Below are 15,856 nucleotides of genomic sequence, written 5' to 3'. Positions count from 1 at the left end.
GCGTCCGAGCCACTCGGCGAGTGCTCGGCACGCCGCGGCCGCGCCTGCGTGCGGACCCCGCCGGGCAGGCGTTTCGGCTGCCGTACTACCCTGCCCTCTCCGGAGGCCCTGCCCGGGCCACGCCCCGGCCGCTCGGCGACTCCTCCGCTTCACCCTGTTGTGCACGACACCACACTCGCCACGGCACCCGTTTAGTTGATTAGCGAAAGCAACTGACCTAAAGTTGATTAGCGAAAGAAACTATTCACCCTTTGGAGTCCCCGTGCCCATCTCATCCGATACCGCGAGAAACCTCCTCGGTGAGATGTTCCATATCGGCCGAGCCCTCCGCAGTGCCCTGTTCTTCACCGACGCGGGACAGCTACCGCCGGGCGGGCTCGCCGTGCTCACCACGCTCGACGCCTCCGGCTCCTGCCGGCAGGTCGACCTCGCCGCCGATATGCGCATCACCCAATCGGCTCTGAGCAGGCATATCACCGAATTGGTCGCGGCCGGATACATCAGCCGCCGGGCCGACCCCAGCGACGGCCGCGCCGCCCTGGTCCAGCTCACCAGCGACGGACGTGACCTCTTGAACCGGGCGCGGGAAATTCACACCAGGCACCTGCAGGAAACCCTGGACGACTGGTCCGAGGACGACGCCGAGCAGGCGTACCTGGCCGTGCGCCGACTCCGAAATTCCCTCAACGCTCGCCCCCGCTGCGCCGCGACGGGCGAGGACGCGCAGGTTTCGAAAGAGAGAACAGATGTCTGAGACCGAGGCCGCCCGCGATCCGCTCGCCATGAGCCATCGCCAGATCCTGGAAGCGATGACCGGCCTGCTGGCCGCGCTGTTCACCGCGCTGCTCAGCACCACCATTGTCGCCAACGCCCTGCCCACCATCATCGGCGACCTCCAGGCCTCGCAAACGGCCTATGCCTGGGTCATCACCACGGCTCTGCTCACCAACGCCGCCTCCACACCGATCTGGGGCAAACTCGCCGACCTGTTCAACAAGAAGACACTGGTCCAATCGGCCATCGTCATCTTCGTCGTCGGCTCGGTGATCGCGGGTATGGCTCATAACGTCGGGCTGCTGCTCGCCGCCCGCGCCCTGCAGGGCGTCGGAATGGGCGGGCTCACCGCGCTGGTGGTCGCGATCATCGGCAGTATCATCCCGCCGCGCGAACGCGGCCGGTACTCCGGCTACATGGGCGCCGTGATGGCGGTGTCGATGACCGGCGGACCCATTCTCGGCGGCGTGATCGTCGACAGCCCGCTGGGCTGGCGCTGGTGCTTCTACATCTGCATCCCGCTGGCCGTGATCGCACTGCTCCTGCTGCAGCGCACGCTGAAACTGCCGACCACGCGCAAAGAGAACGTGTCCATCGACTGGCTCGGCGCCACCCTGCTCACCGCGGGCGTGTCCGTACTGCTGATCTGGGTTTCGTTCGCCGGTAAGGCCGGCTACTACGAGTGGCTGTCCACCGAGTCCGCGCTCTACGTCGGCGGCGGCGTACTGCTGCTGCTCGCCACGGTGCTGGTGGAGGCGAAGGTCAAGGATCCGGTCATCCCGCTGAAGATCGTCACCGAACGCACCACCGCGCTGGCCATCATCGCCTCCATCGCCGTCGGTGTCGGCATGTTCGGGGCCACCACCTTCCTCGGCCAGTACCTGCAGACCGCCCGCGGCTACTCCCCCACCGCCGCCGGCCTGCTGTCCTCGCCGATGGTCGCCGGTATGCTCGTCGCCTCGGTGATCTCCGGTGCGCTGATCACCCGATTCGGCAAATGGAAGCGTTTCGTCGTCTCCGGCGCGGCGCTGCTGGTGATCGGTTTCTCGTTGCTGGCAACCGTGGATCACGCCACCGACATGTGGCTCATCGGCGCTTTCATCACCGTCACCGGTGCCGGTGTCGGCATGATGATGCAGAATCTGGTGCTGGCCGTCCAGAACACCGTCAGCGTGCAGAACATCGGCGCCGCATCCAGCAGTGTCGCGTTCTTCCGCACCTTCGGCGGCGCCATCGGCGTCTCGGTGCTCGGCTCGGTACTGGCCACCCGGGTCAGCGAACTGTCCACCGCCCGTTTCGCCGAAATGGGTATCACCACCTCCTCGGCCGGTAGCGGCAACCTCGATATCAACGCACTGCCCGCCCCGATCGCCGAAATCGTGCGCTTCGCCTACGGCGATGCCACCGGCCGGATCTTCCTGATCGCCGCTGTCGCGACGGTGGTCGCCTTGCTCGCGGCGATCCTGCTGCCGAACCGGCCGCTGCGGCGCACGATCGATATCGAACCGACGGCCGATCCGGCCGCCGCCACCGATCTCGACACGACGACCGAGATCCCCGATGATCTGGCCGAACTCGATACGGCCGCCTACGCGGTCACCGAACCGGCGGCACGGTCGACCGCGGGGAGCGACGAGGAGGCGCCGCAGACCCACCGGGTCCCGGTGGCCGTCGGCGCCGGCCCGGTACCCGTCGCCCGGAACGGCCACGGCGCCTACTCGGCCGCGGCCGCGGCGAAGCCGTTCCCCGTTTCCCGGCTCGGCGAAGACGGGCAGCCGCGGGCGGCGGTCGAGGGCCGGATCACCCGCGACGACGGCCGGCCGGTGCCGGGCGCCGCGCTCACCCTGATCGACCAGCGCGGACAGCAGGTCGCCCGGGCGATGGGATCCGCCGACGGCGGCTATTCGATCACCGCGCCGGGCTCCGGCAACTATGTGCTGATCGCCTCCGCCACCGGTCACGGACCCACAGCGGTCAATGTGACCGTTACCGACCGCACGGTGCGCGCCGATCTCACCCTCACCGGGCTCGGCGAACTGTCGGGTACCGTCCGCCGCGCGCCCGGCGGTGAACCGCTCGCCGGTGCCACGGTCACCGTCACCGACCAGCGCGGTGAGGTCGTGGCCTCGGCCACGTCGGAGGCATCCGGTGCCTACCTGTGCCACGGCGTGGTTCCGGGGACCTACACGCTGGTCGCGGTCGCGGAGCATATGCGGCCCAGCGCCGATGCCCTCACCGTGCCGGAGAGCGGCCTGCTGCGCCACGATATCGAGCTGTCGCCGATGGCCGTGCTCAGCGGCTCGGCACTGTCGGAAAGCGGGCGGGCGCTGGAAGATATCCAGATCACCGTGCTCGACGCCGCGGGCGAGGTGAACGCCACCGTGCGAACCGACGAAACGGGCCGCTACGTCGTGACCGACCTACCCGAAGGGCGGTACACGGTCGTCGCCCGCGGCTATCCCCCGGTCACCGGGCAGGTTTCGGTGAACGGTGCGGACGCGGCCTTCGACGTGCGGCTCGGCTACGACACCGAGGAGCGCTGATCATGACCGGACTCACCGCACGTATCCGCAACGCCGAGAACTGGCCGGTACCCGACGCGGTACTGACCGTCACCGACAGCACCGGCCGCCAGATCGGCCGCGCGGTCGCCGACGGTACCGGGGCCGTGGCCACCGGCTCGCTGCCACCCGGACTGCACACCGCGGTACTGACCGCGCCCGGCTACCACCCGGTGGCCCGGACCGCCCAGGTCTCCGCGGCGGGTACGGGCACGCTCGGCGATATCACGCTGGTCGCGGTCGCGGAAACGGTCGCACTGCCGCCGGCGGGGCCGTGGACGATCGACCCGGTGCATTCGACGGTGATCGCCACCGCACGCCACCTCGGCATCTCGAGTATCAAGGCCCGGTTCGCCGAGGTCGGCGGGCGGATCGATATCGCCGCGCCGTTCGAACACTCCACCGGCTACGCCGAGATCAAGGCGGCGGGGATCGATACCGGGATCGCGATGCGCGACGATCATCTGCGCTCGGCCGATTTCCTCGATGTCGACCGCTATCCGCTGATCTCGTACACGGGGCAGGGATTTCGCCGCACCGGCAGCGACACCTGGGTGATGCCGGGCGAACTCAGCCTGCACGGACAGCGCCGGGCGATCGATCTCGAGATCACCTACGGCGGTTTCGGGCCCGACCCGTGGGGCGGGGTACGCGCCGCCTTCCACGCCGAAACCGTGCTGCGCCGCGACGATTTCGCGATCGACTACAACGCGATGGTGCGCGCCGGCGTGGCCGCCGTGGGCACCACCGTCAAACTCGACCTGGACATCCAGGTGGTTCAGGGCGAACAACTGCCCCCGATGTAGGTGCCCCACTACTCCTGTGCCCGGCCGCGCGGCCCGGGGCGGCGCAGCGAATTCGGGGGCGGGGCCGGCGCGGCGGGGAACCCCCGCCGGGGGGGCCCCCCCCCACCCCCCCCCCCCCCCCCCCTCGGGGGGCCCCCCCCAACCCCCCCCCCCCCTCGCCCCCCCCCCACCCCCGGCGGCCCCCCCCCGCCCCCCGGCCCCCGCCACAGTCATTCCGGGGCCGGATCGAGCGCGCGGATCACCCGGGCCGGGTTGCCCACCGCGACCACGTTCGCGGGCAGATCCCGGGTGACCACGGCGCCCGCGCCCACGACCGTGTTGTCCCCGATCGACACCCCGCCGAGCACGATGGCGCCACCGCCGAGCCAGACATTGTCGCCGATGGTGATGGGTTCGGCGGCTTCCCATTTCGCCCGGCGCTGACCGGGGTCCAGCGGATGGGTGGGGGTCAGTAGTTGCACATTCGGCCCGATCTGGACGTCGTCGCCGATCGTGATGGCCGCGACGTCGAGGGCGATCAGCCCGAAATTGGCGAAACACCCCGATCCGATGGTGATCCCGCTGCCGTAGTCCACGCGCAACGGCGGCCGGATCTCGGTGTCCTCCCCCACCGCGCCGAGCAGCTGGGCCAAGACCTTGCGCCGCCCCTCCGCGTCGCGGGCCGGGGTGCTGTTGTACGCCTCCATCAGATCCATCGCCCGCAGGCTGAGTTCCCTGATCTCCGGATCGTCGGCCAGGTACAGCTCCCCGGCCAGCATGCGCTCCCGCATCGACTTCTCGTCAGTCATTCGCCGAGGGTAACCGCCGCGCGGGCGGCGCCGATGCGGCCGGCCGGGCCGGCGCCGCGTCGCCGGTCTCGTCGAAATGCGATACCGGCGAGCGGGGCCCGGCACGAGGCGACCGGGCAGCCGGGCGAAAACGGCCCTGGCGAACCGGCCGGTGCGCCATCCGGCTGTCGCCGCGCAGCTCGACCGGGGCTGTGTCACTATCGGGTGTCGGAGACGACTCCGTCCGAGAGGAGCGAGCCCGTGCCGATGATCGAATTCGCCGCGCCGCGCGGTCCGCTGCCCGGCTACCTGTCGGTGCCCGAGTCCGGCGGACCCTGGCCCGGCGTGGTGGTGGTCCACGACGCGTTCGGGCTCACCGCCGATATCCGGCGGATCACCGACCGTTTCGCGGCCAACGGGTATTTGGCGCTCGCGCCCGCGCTGTATCGCCGGGGCCACCGGATCGGTTGTATCGTGCGCACTCTCCGGGCTCTTCAGGACGGTCACGGCGCCACGGTCGACGATCTCGTCGCCGCCCGCGACCATCTGGTCGCCGACGAGCGGTGCACGGGCCGGGTGGCCTCGGCCGGGTTCTGCATGGGCGGCGGTTTCTGCCTGCTGCTGGCACCGCGCGGAGTATTCGACGCGACCGCACCCAACTACGGCGTGGCGCCGCGGGGATTGGACGCCCTGCGGGACGCGTGCCCGACCGTGGCCAGTTACGGCGGTAGCGACCGGATGCTGCCCGGCGCCGCGGCGCAGCTCGAGGAGGTACTCACCGACGGTGGAGTACCGCACGATGTGCACGAATATCCGGGTGTCGGGCATTCCTTCATGAACAACTGGCCGACACCTGCGCCGCTACGCGTGGTCGAGCGCACCGCGGGTCTGGCCTACTCCGAACCCGAGGCCGAGGACGCCTGGCGCCGGATCATCGCTTTCTTCGGCGAGCACCTGCACGACGCCGGCTGAACCGGGACACACACCGGCAGGCCGGGCGGCCGGCGCCTTGCGCATCTGACGATCGGCTTCCGTCCCCCGGCGCCGCGCGGCGTCCCGGTCGCTACATCAGCATCATCGCGCCGAACATCAACATCAGAAATCCCAGGAACCGGCTACCCATCACGCACTCCTCGCTGTCGCCGGCGGACCGGAAAGCGAACCGCCGTTATCTACCGTTGGGCAACGGTACGTTACTGAGCGGCATGCCAGCGAGCTGGTCTTCCCTGGAGTAGTAAGCCTCGGCGGTGCACCGGTGACGCTCCGGGCGCGCGGTCGGCGGCCTTCCCGGCCCGCACCCCCACCCGAGGGGGCCGGGTCAGGCGGCCAGGCGTTGCGCTTCCGGCTCGGCGAGAGCCTGCTCGCGCAGGTTCTTCAGCGTTTTGGCCAGCGTCCGGGAGACCTGCATCTGTGAGATTCCGAGCCGCTCGGCGATCTGGTTCTGGGTCATCCCGCCGAAGAAACGCCAGACCAGGATCTGCCGCTCCCGATGCGGCAGCTTTTCGATCAGCGGTCGCACCGCCATAGCGTCCTCGAGCAGCCCGTAGCAGGGTTCCTCGCTACCGAGCCGGGTGACCACGGCAGGCGGCGGCGAATCGTCGTCCTGATCGCGGACCGCCGCGTCCAGGGAGTTGCTGGTGTGCCCGTTCCCGGCGATGAGCGCCTGGGTGACCTCGGTCAGCTCGACCCCGAGCTCCGCGGCGATCTCGCGGGCGGTCGGCGTGCGCCCGAGCCGTTGGAACAATTCCTCGGAGGCCGGGCCGATGCGCAGGTGCAGTTCCTTGGTACCGCGCGGCACCCGGACGGCCCAGGTGTGATCCCGGAAATGCCGGCGGACTTCACCCATGATGGTGGGTACGGCGAAGGACAGGAACGAACTGCCCCGGCTCACATCGAAGCGGTCCACGGCCTGCACCAGTCCGACGCGCGCGATCTGCAGCAGATCGTCGAACGCTTCGCCGCGGCCGCTGAACCGGCGGGCGATATGGTCGGCCAGCGGTAGGCCCAGATGCACTATTTCGGTGCGGAGTTCCTCTCGGCCCGGATCGTCGGGCGCCAGACTCGCCAGCTTGTCGAACCACGGCTCGAGGTTGTCGTAACTGTCACCGCCGCGCACCCGTCCGGCACGCGCGTCGCAGCTGGGAGACTTGTCGATCGTGGCTGCGGTCGTTTCGTTCATCGTGGGCTCCTCGGGTGTTCCCAATCGGCTCGCTGATCCGTCCGACTCCTTTTCAGAACTACCCGCCCCCCGTGTGATCGAAACGTGATGTACCACGCCGATACGCCTCGCATACTCCCGCCGCCGTGATATCGGGCCGCGCCGTGCGCGTCGAAAGTCGTTGTACCTCCCGGCTATTGGAGCTCCGGCCTACCAGCCACCGATATGCAGGATGGAGTCCAGATCGGTACGCGCGGCCGGTTTGAAGTCCGTGCCCAACGTATACGCCACGGGCAGCAGCGCGCCCTGGGACACCTTGTCGTAGGGAATGCCGAGGATCTCGGCTGCCTCCCGTTCGTACCGCAGATGCAAGGTGGTCCACGAGGTCCCGAGGCCGCGGGAACGAGCGGCGAGGCAGAAGCTCCAGGCGGCGGGGAACAGCGAGCCCCAATACGAGGCGCTCTGCGCGCTCGAGGCGTTGTCCACCCGGCCGGCCAGGCACGGAACCACCAGTACCGGTACCTCGCCCATCCGCTCGGCGAGATACCGGGCCGAATCGGCAATCCGGCGCCGGGCCTCGTCCGCTTCGGCCTCCCCGCTGAGCTGGTTTCCGGGGAAATGCGGGGAGGCGGCGTATTCCTCGAAGGCCTTCCGGTACAACTCCCCCAGCGCCCCGCGCTGTCCGCGATCGGTGACGACCACCCAGTGCCAGCCCTGCCGGTTGGAGCCGCTGGGCGCCTGGACCGCCAGTTCGAGACATTCCCGGATCACCTCGATCGGCACCGCACGGTCCAGATCCAGGCGTTTGCGCACCGCCCGCGTGGTGGACAGCAGCTCGTCGGTGGTCAGCTCCAGTTCCCTCGGCACAGCAGCCTCCTTCGTCGCGATACGGGCACGGTCGGGACCGGGACCGGCTCGGGACCGGTACCCCCGGCGAACATACTCCGGGCAGGTGGGAACCCGCACCCGCCGGCCACTGCTAGGAATGGTGCTCCCCGTGCCGGATCTCCTCGCGCGGGGCGGCGAAACGGATGGTCTCCCAGACGATCAGCAGCACCAGGACCGCGCACAGGATCGCCAGGGCCGCGAGTGCGGGCAGGGCCGCGGCGAGCGGGGTCAGGGCGAGTAGCACCACGATCGCGACGACGCGGGATACGGTGACCTCGCCCGTGGCGTAGGCCTTGCCGCCGACCAGGCCGAACAGGAACAGCGCGGCGCCCCCGTAGAGCGCGAACAGCGGGATACCGTACAGCGCGTCGGTCAGCGTGTGATGGGAACTGTCGCCGACGTAGTACAGCACCTTCTTCAGGCCCAGTGACAGCGCGATGATGCCGGCGATCATCGGGAAATGCCAGTAGGTGTAGCAGTTGCGGGCGATCTTGATCTGCCGTTCCCCGTCCGCGGCCGCCAGCGCCCGCTCCACCGCCAGCGCGGCCACGTCGAAATACGCCCACCAGAGCAGCCCGGAGATCGCCAGACCGAGCAGGGAACCCACGGTGATCGGCCACGAGATGGGCAGGGCGGCCACCCCGATGCCGATCGAGACGATGGATTCGCCGAGCGCCACGATGACGATCAGGCCGTACCGTTCGGAGAAATGCCGGGCCGAGTTCACCCGCCACCCGTTACCGGACAGCAGCGTCCAGGCCATATCGCCGGCCACGGCGGCGATCCACAGGACGATCTGCACCGTGCCCGCGGTCATCGCCGCCACCACCAGCAGCGCGGTCCCGATGGTGATCGATCCCAGACCCCAGCGGATCACCTGCGCCCGCAGTTGCGGGTCCCCGGCACTGGCCAGCCAGAACATGACCAGGTGGACGAGCCGCGCCACCAGATACGCCAGGGCGAACACCAGCGGTCCCGACCAGCCACCCGGCAGATCGTGGAAGGCCTCCGGAATGGTCAGCGCCGCGATGAAGCCGGCGCCCATGGCCGCGAACATCGCGACCCTGGCCAGGCCCTCGTCCGCACGCACCACATTGCCGAGCCAGCTGTAGGCGATCCAGACCCACCACATCACGGCCAGGACCAGCAGCGCCCGCAGCATGTTCACGGCGGACGTATCGTCGGCGGCCAGATCGGTGACCTTGGTGAGCGCGAAGACCAGCACCAGATCGAAGAACAGTTCGAGCTGGGTGACCGCGGCCCCCTGGGCGACCGGCTGTAACCGCACGCGCTTGGCTCCACTCATAGGCCGAATCCTCGCACTCCGGGGCCCCGATCGCAGCGCCACGGGGCCCGTGCCATGTTTCGGACGCCGGAAATCGGACACGCGGTAGGTGGAGAGACGCCGGGCCCCGGTCCGGCCGTACGACGAGAAGGGAGCACAAGATGAGCACCCGGGACACGATCGCCCAATTGAATCAGGACATCACCACGGCCGAGGACGCGGGTGACGAGGCCACGGCGGCCCGCCTGCGCCGTGAACTGGAAACGGCCCTGCGGGAAGAGAAGGATCCGCGCGGTTCCGCCGGTGCCGAATAGTCCCGCCGGGGCCGTCCGGTAGCCGACCGGGTGGACCGCCAGGGTCACGGCGGCCCACCCGGTGGCCCACCGGCCGGAAATGCCCGCGCATCCCGGATTCCGGGCTGCTCGGCGGGCACCACGACGGAGTGACCACCGGCACACCTCCGGATATGATCTTGACCGGGTAACGGCGGCGAGTAGCGGCAGCATACGCCCGCACCTCGCCGGACGATTCGCGAATCCTTCGCCACCCGTTCGTTCGATCAGTTTTTCGATGGAGGAATTGTCATGTCCAGACGCGCGCCCGTAACCGGCGTCCGCACCCTGCTCACCGGGTTCGTCCTGGCCGGTTGTGCCGTACTCGCGCTGTCCGGCTGTTCCGGTGCGGAATCGGCGACCACCGCGAGTTCGCCGGCCACGTCCACCGTGCCCGGGCAGGCCGGCACCGACGAGGGCGGCGACGTGTCGTTCGACGCCGAGATCGGTGATTGCGTATCGCTGTCCGGCACGATGATGGACGCCGAGATCGACCACGCCGAATGCGGTACGGAGAAGTCGAATTACAAGGTCGTCGCCAAGACGCCGACCCAGGACGGCTGCGCCAGTGACGTCGACCAGACCTACTATGTGACCCTCGGCGGAGAGGAGCAGGGCGCCCTGTGCCTCGATATCGACTGGGTTGTCGGCCAGTGCATGACGATTCCGTCGGGTATGGACAGCCCCTCGCACAGCCCGTGCACCCCGGGTAAGGCAGATACCGTGCAGGTGCTCGCCATCCTGCCCGGCACCACCGATTCGGCCGGTTGCCCCGAACAGTCCACCAGCTACTACACCTACGAGGAACGCCGGCTCGTCACCTGCGTCGCCGAGGTATAGCGGCGCGGTGTGGCCTCGTCCCGCGGGCCGGGGCCACACAACCGGTGGGTCAACGGATTCCGGCCACGCGACCGGTTCACCGCAACCCGTCGATTCCGGCGCCGTACCCGGCGATGTTGCCTAGGCTTTGTACGGGGTCGGGCCGGCAGCAGGTGCGGGTCGAACGGCAGCTCTACCCGGTTACCCGGATTGCCCGGGCGCGCGTATCCGGGACCGGACCGGCACCACCCGGTGCCCGTCGCCCGGACCCGTCCGGCCAACTCCTGGAGTCCGCATGGTTTCACCCACCCTCGCCGTCGCGGTGCTGGGCGACAGTCCGCTCGCCGACCGGATCGCGGACCGGATCGACGCCCGGGCAGGTCTCACTGTGCACGCGCGCATACATCCGGGTTCGCCGGTTCCGCCCCCGGGCACCGACTGTGTCGCCTATATCCCCTCGTTCGCCGAAATCGCCGCGGACGCACCGCGGACCGTGGTGCCGGGACTGCTGCGCGAGGGATACGACGTGATCTCGACGGCACCCGTGGACGGATACGCACCGGACGCCGCGATCGCCGCCGCCTGCCGCGCCGGTGGGTCGGCCTTCCACGCGACCGGGGCCTTCCAGGCCGCGATCCCGGGCCGGCTCATCCGGTCGCTCGCCGAGGTCACCCGGGGCATCCGGCGCGTCGAACTCGTGGAGGAGCTGGATCTCACCGCATCCGGCGTCTATCCCTGGGAGACACCGGCCGAACTGGGCCTCGGGACGGCCGATACCGGTCTCCCGGCGCGGTCGGCAGCCCTGGTCGACGGCTACTACGCCGCCGGGCTCCGGGTTCTCGACGAAACAGTTTTCGGAGGCACCGCCACCACCACCGCCACCCCAGACCGTTCGGTCGAGGTGATCACCGATCTCACCGGATCGGTCCAGAAAGTGGTGGTGGACCGCGATCTCGGGCCCGGGCTGAGCTACCGGTCCGTGTGGTCGGCGGCCACCGCGAACCGGGCGCCGCTGCGCTACAAACTCACCACGACCACCGATTCGGCCAAGGGCACGGCCAATGTCCGCTTCAAATGCACCGAGGGTCTCCACCCCGCCGACCATCTGACCTGCGTCACCGTCGTGGAGGCGATCCGCCCGGTACACGAGCGCCGGGCGGACCGGCCCGCCGGGATCGCCGGCGCACCGGTGCGGTGCCCGACGAGTGCCTGATCTCGGCGGCGTCGGCCGAGATCAGGCGTCGAAGAGCAGGTAGAGCCCGGTGAAGGTGTAGCCGACCATGAGCAGCATGAGGGCGAGTTGCCCGGTGAGCCGATGGGCCGGCGGCAACAGGCGCAGACAGCGGTCGTGGGCCGCTGCGACACCGAGGATATGACCGGTCACCACGGCGGCCACTTTGATCGTTCCCAGAAGTGCGGGGTGGGCGGACAACACATAGGCGACGTCGCGATCGGCGAGGCCGAACAGATTCCGGCCGGTGCCGAACGGATCGGCGAACAACATGATCGTCGCCTGCCCTTTCTCGACCAGGAAGCTCAGGTAGTGCGCGATCACGTAACCCGCGATGATCGGGGTGAGGGTATACGAGAGCCGGGTCGGCAGCCGGCGGCGTTCGGTGCGGGTGAGCCCGCCGGTGGCAGCGGCGGCCACCCGGAAACTCACCCCGACCACCGCGATGAAGACGAACAGCCCGGCCGTACTCAGCAGCGTGCGCGCGAACCCGTCGCCCGCGTCGGCGAGCAGGCCACGCCACCAGGCGAACAGGGAGAAGCTGTCGAATGCCGTGGATCCCAGCAGCGTTGCCGCGACCGCGACCGACCCCGGACCCACGGGCGTACCGGCGAGATTCGCCAAGGGCGAGCGGAGGACGAGCGTACCGTCGCCGGCCCGGCCGAGCGGGCTCAGCCGGCCGAGCAGACTGCTGTAGACCTCCAGCGGATCGGCGTGTTCGGCCCAGTCGGTACCGAAGACGACCAGCCCGAGGAGCGTGACGCCCAGGTAGCCACCCCACCAGATTGTCACGGCCGCCACCGATCCGGGGTCCGGTGCGGCCAATTCCAGCCAGACGAACGTGAACAGCCCGGCCGCCGCCGGCCATCGGCCCAGTGCCCGCGGGTAGCGGAACAAGCCGGTCGCGGGAGAGCGGCCGGTGAGCCGGCACAGCAGGCGATGGCAGGCGCGGACCGGGGACAGCACCTTCCACACCGGGCCGGCGAGCAGCGAGGCCGCCGGTACGCCGACCCACACGAATACGTACAACACACCGGGCACTGGGTTCGCGGCCGGATCGGCGGGGCCGAATATCCCGATGGCCAGGATGAGCACGGATAAGGCCACGCTCAGCGCGGCGAGCACCGCCCGGACGGCCGGGGAATCCACCAGTGCCCGCGTCCGGGCCGGTACCGCTTTCCCGGGTGCGGTGGGGTCCAGCCGGGGTTCGCGCCAGGCGAAGGCCAGAACCGCGAACGAGAAGGCGAGCGCCCAGGCCGCACCGATGAGCGCGTAGGCCAGCGGGATCGGCAGGTCGGCGGCGCCGCCGATCCCGTGCGCGAGCGAGGTCACGGGCGTACGAGCAGCGTCGCCACCGTGACCCCGGCATGATGCAGTTCGATATCCACCCGGCCCGGGACGTCGACGGTGAACCGGAATCGCTGCCCCGCTCCGACGGTGACGGCGAAGGTATGCTCCGGGTTCGCGTGCACATGCAGTTCGTCGCTGGCATCACTGTCGACAATCACCTCGATCGGCTGCCCTGCTCGCGCGTCGAGCCTGCTGCCCACCGGAGTCACCACACCGCCGGCGATCCGCACCTCGATCCGCACGCTCGCCGCGGAATCCGGCGCAGCCGGAGCAGTGTGCTGCGGCGCGGACGGTTCCGGCGGTTCGGACGCCGCGCAACCCGCGGTGAGCAGCGCGGCGGCGAGCACCGGGAGGCAGGCACGCGAAACGGACATCAACTCTCCTCGTCGAGGTCGGCACCGGATTCGCCGCGCTCCGGCGGCTCGTCGTCGCCGCGCCGGTCCCGGACCGCGATGACGAGGACGACTCCGGCGATGATGAAGGCCGGCAGGAATGCCGGGATCGCCAGCAGCACCGAATGATCGGCCAGGATCACGACCTCGCCGTACCGGTCGGTCATGAAACCGGCGCCGGCTCCGCCGCGGGCACCCGGGAGGTGTAGGGGTAGCGGTCGTTGATCCGGGCCGCACCCCAGCACAGCGCGGCGATCAGCACCAGGCTGCAGAACAGCACCACCAGCGAGGCCGCCGCGAACAGCCAGGCGGGATGATCGAACGACCGTTCCCGCTGCAGCACCGTGATCTCGGAGACGAAGGGCCGGGTGAACGAATCGAGGGCCGGCACCTCCTCGGCGCCGATACCGGGATCCGCAGCCATGAACAGCGGCAGCGCGGTCTGGGTCCGCCCGTCCTGAATCCGCAGGACCGTCTTCCAGGTGCCGTGCACCGGAACGGGTTTCGTCGACACATAGTGTCCCGGGGCAACCCGGTCCAACTGGTCCACCACGAGGCCGCGGCCGGGGCTGTCGCTGCCCACTCCACCCTGCCAGGCCAGGATCTGGACCCATTCCGGGTCGGCACCGGCCAGGCCGGCGGGCTCGAGGCGGATATCGGCCCGGACCATCCGGCCGCCGGCGGGTTCGGCGTCGCGCAGTTGGATGGTCGCGCGGGCATCCCGCGGCACGTCGATCAGCAGGCCGTTGGCGGTCGCGGCGGCCACCACGACGACCGCGGCGGTCACCAGGGTGCGGCGTACCGCGGGCCGCGGTAGTGGTTCGCCCAGCAGGACGGTCGCCAGCAGGGCACCGATCACGCCGCCCGCGATTCCGGTCGGGACGGTCATCGCCAGCAGTTCCGGCCACATCGCCGTGGGCCACGGATCGACGAACACCGCTCGCACCCACAGTGATTCGAGCCAGATACCGGCCGTCGCGGCCATCAGGCCCGCTCCGGCGCCCCACAGGATCCGGCGCCGCGCCGCGGGCAGCAACCCCAGTAGCTCCACCACCACGGCGATCCCGAGATACAGCGGAAAGACGTTGCGCGGCGCGTCGATGATCGGACCGCCCACGAGCCACGCCACCACGAGGCGCACCACGGCCGCGAACAGGGCGACGACCAGCGCGCTACCGGGGCCCAGGGTCAGGCGGGCGCCGATCAGCGCGACCGTCGCCGCGGCCACGATGAGCATGGGCTGCAGCACGAGCCGGAACTGTTCCACCCCGAAGTCGTATTCGACCTGGAACACCGACAAACCGATGAGCAGCCCGCCGAACGCGAAGGCCCGCATCCACCACATCCGCCGGGGGCGGGGCCCGTCCTCTTGCGGCCGGCTGCGGCGTCCTTCGAATTCCAGCAGCAGCACACCCACCAGGGAGAGCCCGGCGCCGCCGATCAGCATGAGGTGCGTCGGCCCCCACAGCGTGACGTCCTGGCCGAAGATACGGTGCCAGATATCGTCGAGCGGGAATCCGATGAGGGCGTACAGCCCGGCGCCGGCCAGCAGAATGCCGCCGACGGGTGCGTACCAGGTACGGGTGATCCGGACCGCGGCCGGTCCGGGTTTTTCGTCCAGCGGCAGGACTATCGCCGCCATTCCGGCTGTGAACAGGAAGAACAGTCCGGCGAGGATGAAATAGTGGGCGGGGTTGGCCAGTGGACCCTCGTCGCGGCCGTTGCCGATGTGCAGGCTCACATCCCAGATGAACCCGAGTAGCGCGGTGAGGATGGTGGCCAGGAACATCGTCAGGGGTAACGCCACCCAGCCGGGCTGGTCGAAGAGGCGGCCGAGCCGGTCGGCCGTGCGCTGTAACCAGGTGATCCGCCGGGTCCGGTGCAGATAACCCACCCACATCAGCCCCAGGGCGATCACTCCGGCGGAACCGGTCATGATCGCGACCTGATCCAGGGCGGCGCCACCCCCTTCACCACCCTCGGCGGCCGATAATCCGATCATTTCGTACGCACCGTACGGCACTGGACCTCCACACCAGCCGGAATATATGTTACGAAAAGTAGCATGAATCAGTGCCGGAGACGATACGTTTCCGGCGCACCACAATTCGCAACGCGCGCAGGCTCCCTCGTGCCACGGTCCGGGCCGTTCGATCACCGCTCGGCCCGGAATCACCCGGCGCTCGCCGACCCGGCCGGGCCCGATCGCGACCGGCACGCGGACCGGACGGCGGCGAGCCGGCCAGGACGTGGATCACGCGGGCCCTCGATTCCGCGCCGGCGCCGGGGGGGGGGGGGGGGGGGGGCGCCCCCGCGGGCGCCGCCGGGGGCGGCGCGCGAGCGGGGGGGCGCGCGGAACGGCAGGGCGGGCAGTTCGGTGACGGACCCGAGCACATGGGTGGCACCGGCGGCGCGCAGCGTTTCGGCGTCGTGGGCGCCGGTGAGGGTGCCGGCGACCCCGCCCGCCCCGGCCCCGAGCCCGGCGAAGATGTG

The 15,856-nt window shown here is 69.9% G+C and carries 15 protein-coding genes and 1 pseudogene; 7 read left to right on the top strand and 9 right to left on the bottom strand.

All coding sequences use genetic code 11. The annotated features are described in order from the left end of the window. The first annotated feature begins 262 nt into the window (after positions 1 to 262). The 3 genes from QH276_RS01165 to QH276_RS01150 are packed head-to-tail and all read left to right on the top strand — an operon-like array spanning position 263 to position 4,141. Complete coding sequence (locus tag QH276_RS01165) at positions 263 to 754, top strand: MarR family winged helix-turn-helix transcriptional regulator (protein WP_280401628.1); 492 nt, start codon at positions 263 to 265, stop codon at positions 752 to 754. Beyond that, entirely contained in the window at positions 747 to 3,317 is a 2,571-nt protein-coding gene (locus QH276_RS35420; protein WP_432278721.1) for an MFS transporter, read from the top strand. The genes QH276_RS01165 and QH276_RS35420 overlap by 8 nt, the downstream gene beginning before the upstream one ends. A 2-nt stretch (positions 3,318 to 3,319) precedes the next feature. Then, positions 3,320 to 4,141, top strand: a complete 822-nt coding sequence (locus tag QH276_RS01150; RefSeq protein ID WP_280401627.1) for a YceI family protein — start codon at positions 3,320 to 3,322, stop codon at positions 4,139 to 4,141. A gap of 209 nt (positions 4,142 to 4,350) precedes the next feature. On the opposite strand, the gene QH276_RS01145 is transcribed toward QH276_RS01150, so the two are convergent. Then, complete coding sequence (locus tag QH276_RS01145) at positions 4,351 to 4,929, bottom strand: sugar O-acetyltransferase (protein WP_280398348.1); 579 nt, start codon at positions 4,927 to 4,929, stop codon at positions 4,351 to 4,353. 240 nt (positions 4,930 to 5,169) lie between these two features. Between QH276_RS01145 and QH276_RS01140 the strand changes: the two genes are divergently transcribed. Further along, positions 5,170 to 5,880, top strand: a complete 711-nt coding sequence (locus QH276_RS01140; RefSeq protein WP_280398347.1) for a dienelactone hydrolase family protein — start codon at positions 5,170 to 5,172, stop codon at positions 5,878 to 5,880. A 346-nt stretch (positions 5,881 to 6,226) separates the two neighbouring features. On the opposite strand, the gene QH276_RS01135 is transcribed toward QH276_RS01140, so the two are convergent. The 3 genes from QH276_RS01135 to QH276_RS01125 all read right to left on the bottom strand — a co-directional run bounded on the left by QH276_RS01135 (position 6,227) and on the right by QH276_RS01125 (position 9,260). Next, positions 6,227 to 7,087 (bottom strand): RNA polymerase sigma factor SigF, encoded by an 861-nt coding sequence (locus tag QH276_RS01135; RefSeq protein WP_280398346.1) that lies wholly within the window; start codon positions 7,085 to 7,087, stop codon positions 6,227 to 6,229. A 189-nt stretch (positions 7,088 to 7,276) separates the two neighbouring features. Further along, positions 7,277 to 7,933 (bottom strand): nitroreductase family protein, encoded by a 657-nt coding sequence (locus tag QH276_RS01130; RefSeq protein WP_280398345.1) that lies wholly within the window; start codon positions 7,931 to 7,933, stop codon positions 7,277 to 7,279. 112 nt (positions 7,934 to 8,045) lie between these two features. Then, positions 8,046 to 9,260 carry a low temperature requirement protein A gene (locus QH276_RS01125; protein WP_280398344.1) on the bottom strand — a complete coding sequence of 405 codons (1,215 nt, stop codon included), beginning with the start codon at positions 9,258 to 9,260 and terminating at the stop codon, positions 8,046 to 8,048. A 140-nt stretch (positions 9,261 to 9,400) separates the two neighbouring features. Here QH276_RS01125 and QH276_RS01120 point away from each other — a divergent pair, with 140 nt between their 5' ends. From QH276_RS01120 to QH276_RS01110, 3 genes are all read left to right on the top strand, one after another. Further along, a complete protein-coding gene (locus tag QH276_RS01120; protein WP_280398343.1) occupies positions 9,401 to 9,553 on the top strand; it encodes a hypothetical protein in 153 nt (50 codons plus the stop codon). A 270-nt stretch (positions 9,554 to 9,823) separates the two neighbouring features. Then, positions 9,824 to 10,411, top strand: coding sequence for an LppU family putative lipoprotein (lppU, locus tag QH276_RS01115; protein WP_280398342.1), 588 nt, complete (start codon positions 9,824 to 9,826; stop codon positions 10,409 to 10,411). A 274-nt stretch (positions 10,412 to 10,685) separates the two neighbouring features. Continuing rightward, complete coding sequence (locus QH276_RS01110) at positions 10,686 to 11,603, top strand: hypothetical protein (protein WP_280398341.1); 918 nt, start codon at positions 10,686 to 10,688, stop codon at positions 11,601 to 11,603. 21 nt (positions 11,604 to 11,624) lie between these two features. Here the strand turns inward: QH276_RS01110 and QH276_RS01105 are convergent, their stop codons facing one another. The 5 genes and pseudogenes from QH276_RS01105 to QH276_RS01085 all read right to left on the bottom strand — a co-directional run. Then, positions 11,625 to 12,953, bottom strand: a complete 1,329-nt coding sequence (locus QH276_RS01105; protein WP_280398340.1) for a hypothetical protein — start codon at positions 12,951 to 12,953, stop codon at positions 11,625 to 11,627. Continuing rightward, positions 12,950 to 13,345, bottom strand: coding sequence for a hypothetical protein (locus tag QH276_RS01100; protein WP_280398339.1), 396 nt, complete (start codon positions 13,343 to 13,345; stop codon positions 12,950 to 12,952). The genes QH276_RS01105 and QH276_RS01100 overlap by 4 nt, the downstream gene beginning before the upstream one ends. Next, positions 13,345 to 13,530: a hypothetical protein gene (locus tag QH276_RS01095; RefSeq protein WP_280398338.1), complete on the bottom strand. Its 186-nt coding sequence runs from the start codon at positions 13,528 to 13,530 to the stop codon at positions 13,345 to 13,347. The genes QH276_RS01100 and QH276_RS01095 overlap by 1 nt, the downstream gene beginning before the upstream one ends. Further along, positions 13,527 to 15,365 (bottom strand): hypothetical protein, encoded by a 1,839-nt coding sequence (locus QH276_RS01090; protein WP_280398337.1) that lies wholly within the window; start codon positions 15,363 to 15,365, stop codon positions 13,527 to 13,529. Before QH276_RS01090 ends, QH276_RS01095 begins: the two co-directional genes overlap by 4 nt. Positions 15,366 to 15,535: 170 nt before the next feature. Next, a pseudogene (locus QH276_RS01085) lies at positions 15,536 to 15,856 on the bottom strand (hypothetical protein); the annotation flags it as partial.

Source organism: Nocardia carnea (genome assembly GCF_029869215.1).
GTDB lineage: Bacteria > Actinomycetota > Actinomycetes > Mycobacteriales > Mycobacteriaceae > Nocardia > Nocardia carnea_B.
Note: the sequence above shows the minus strand (reverse complement) of the source record. Positions and strands in the feature narration are given on the sequence as shown.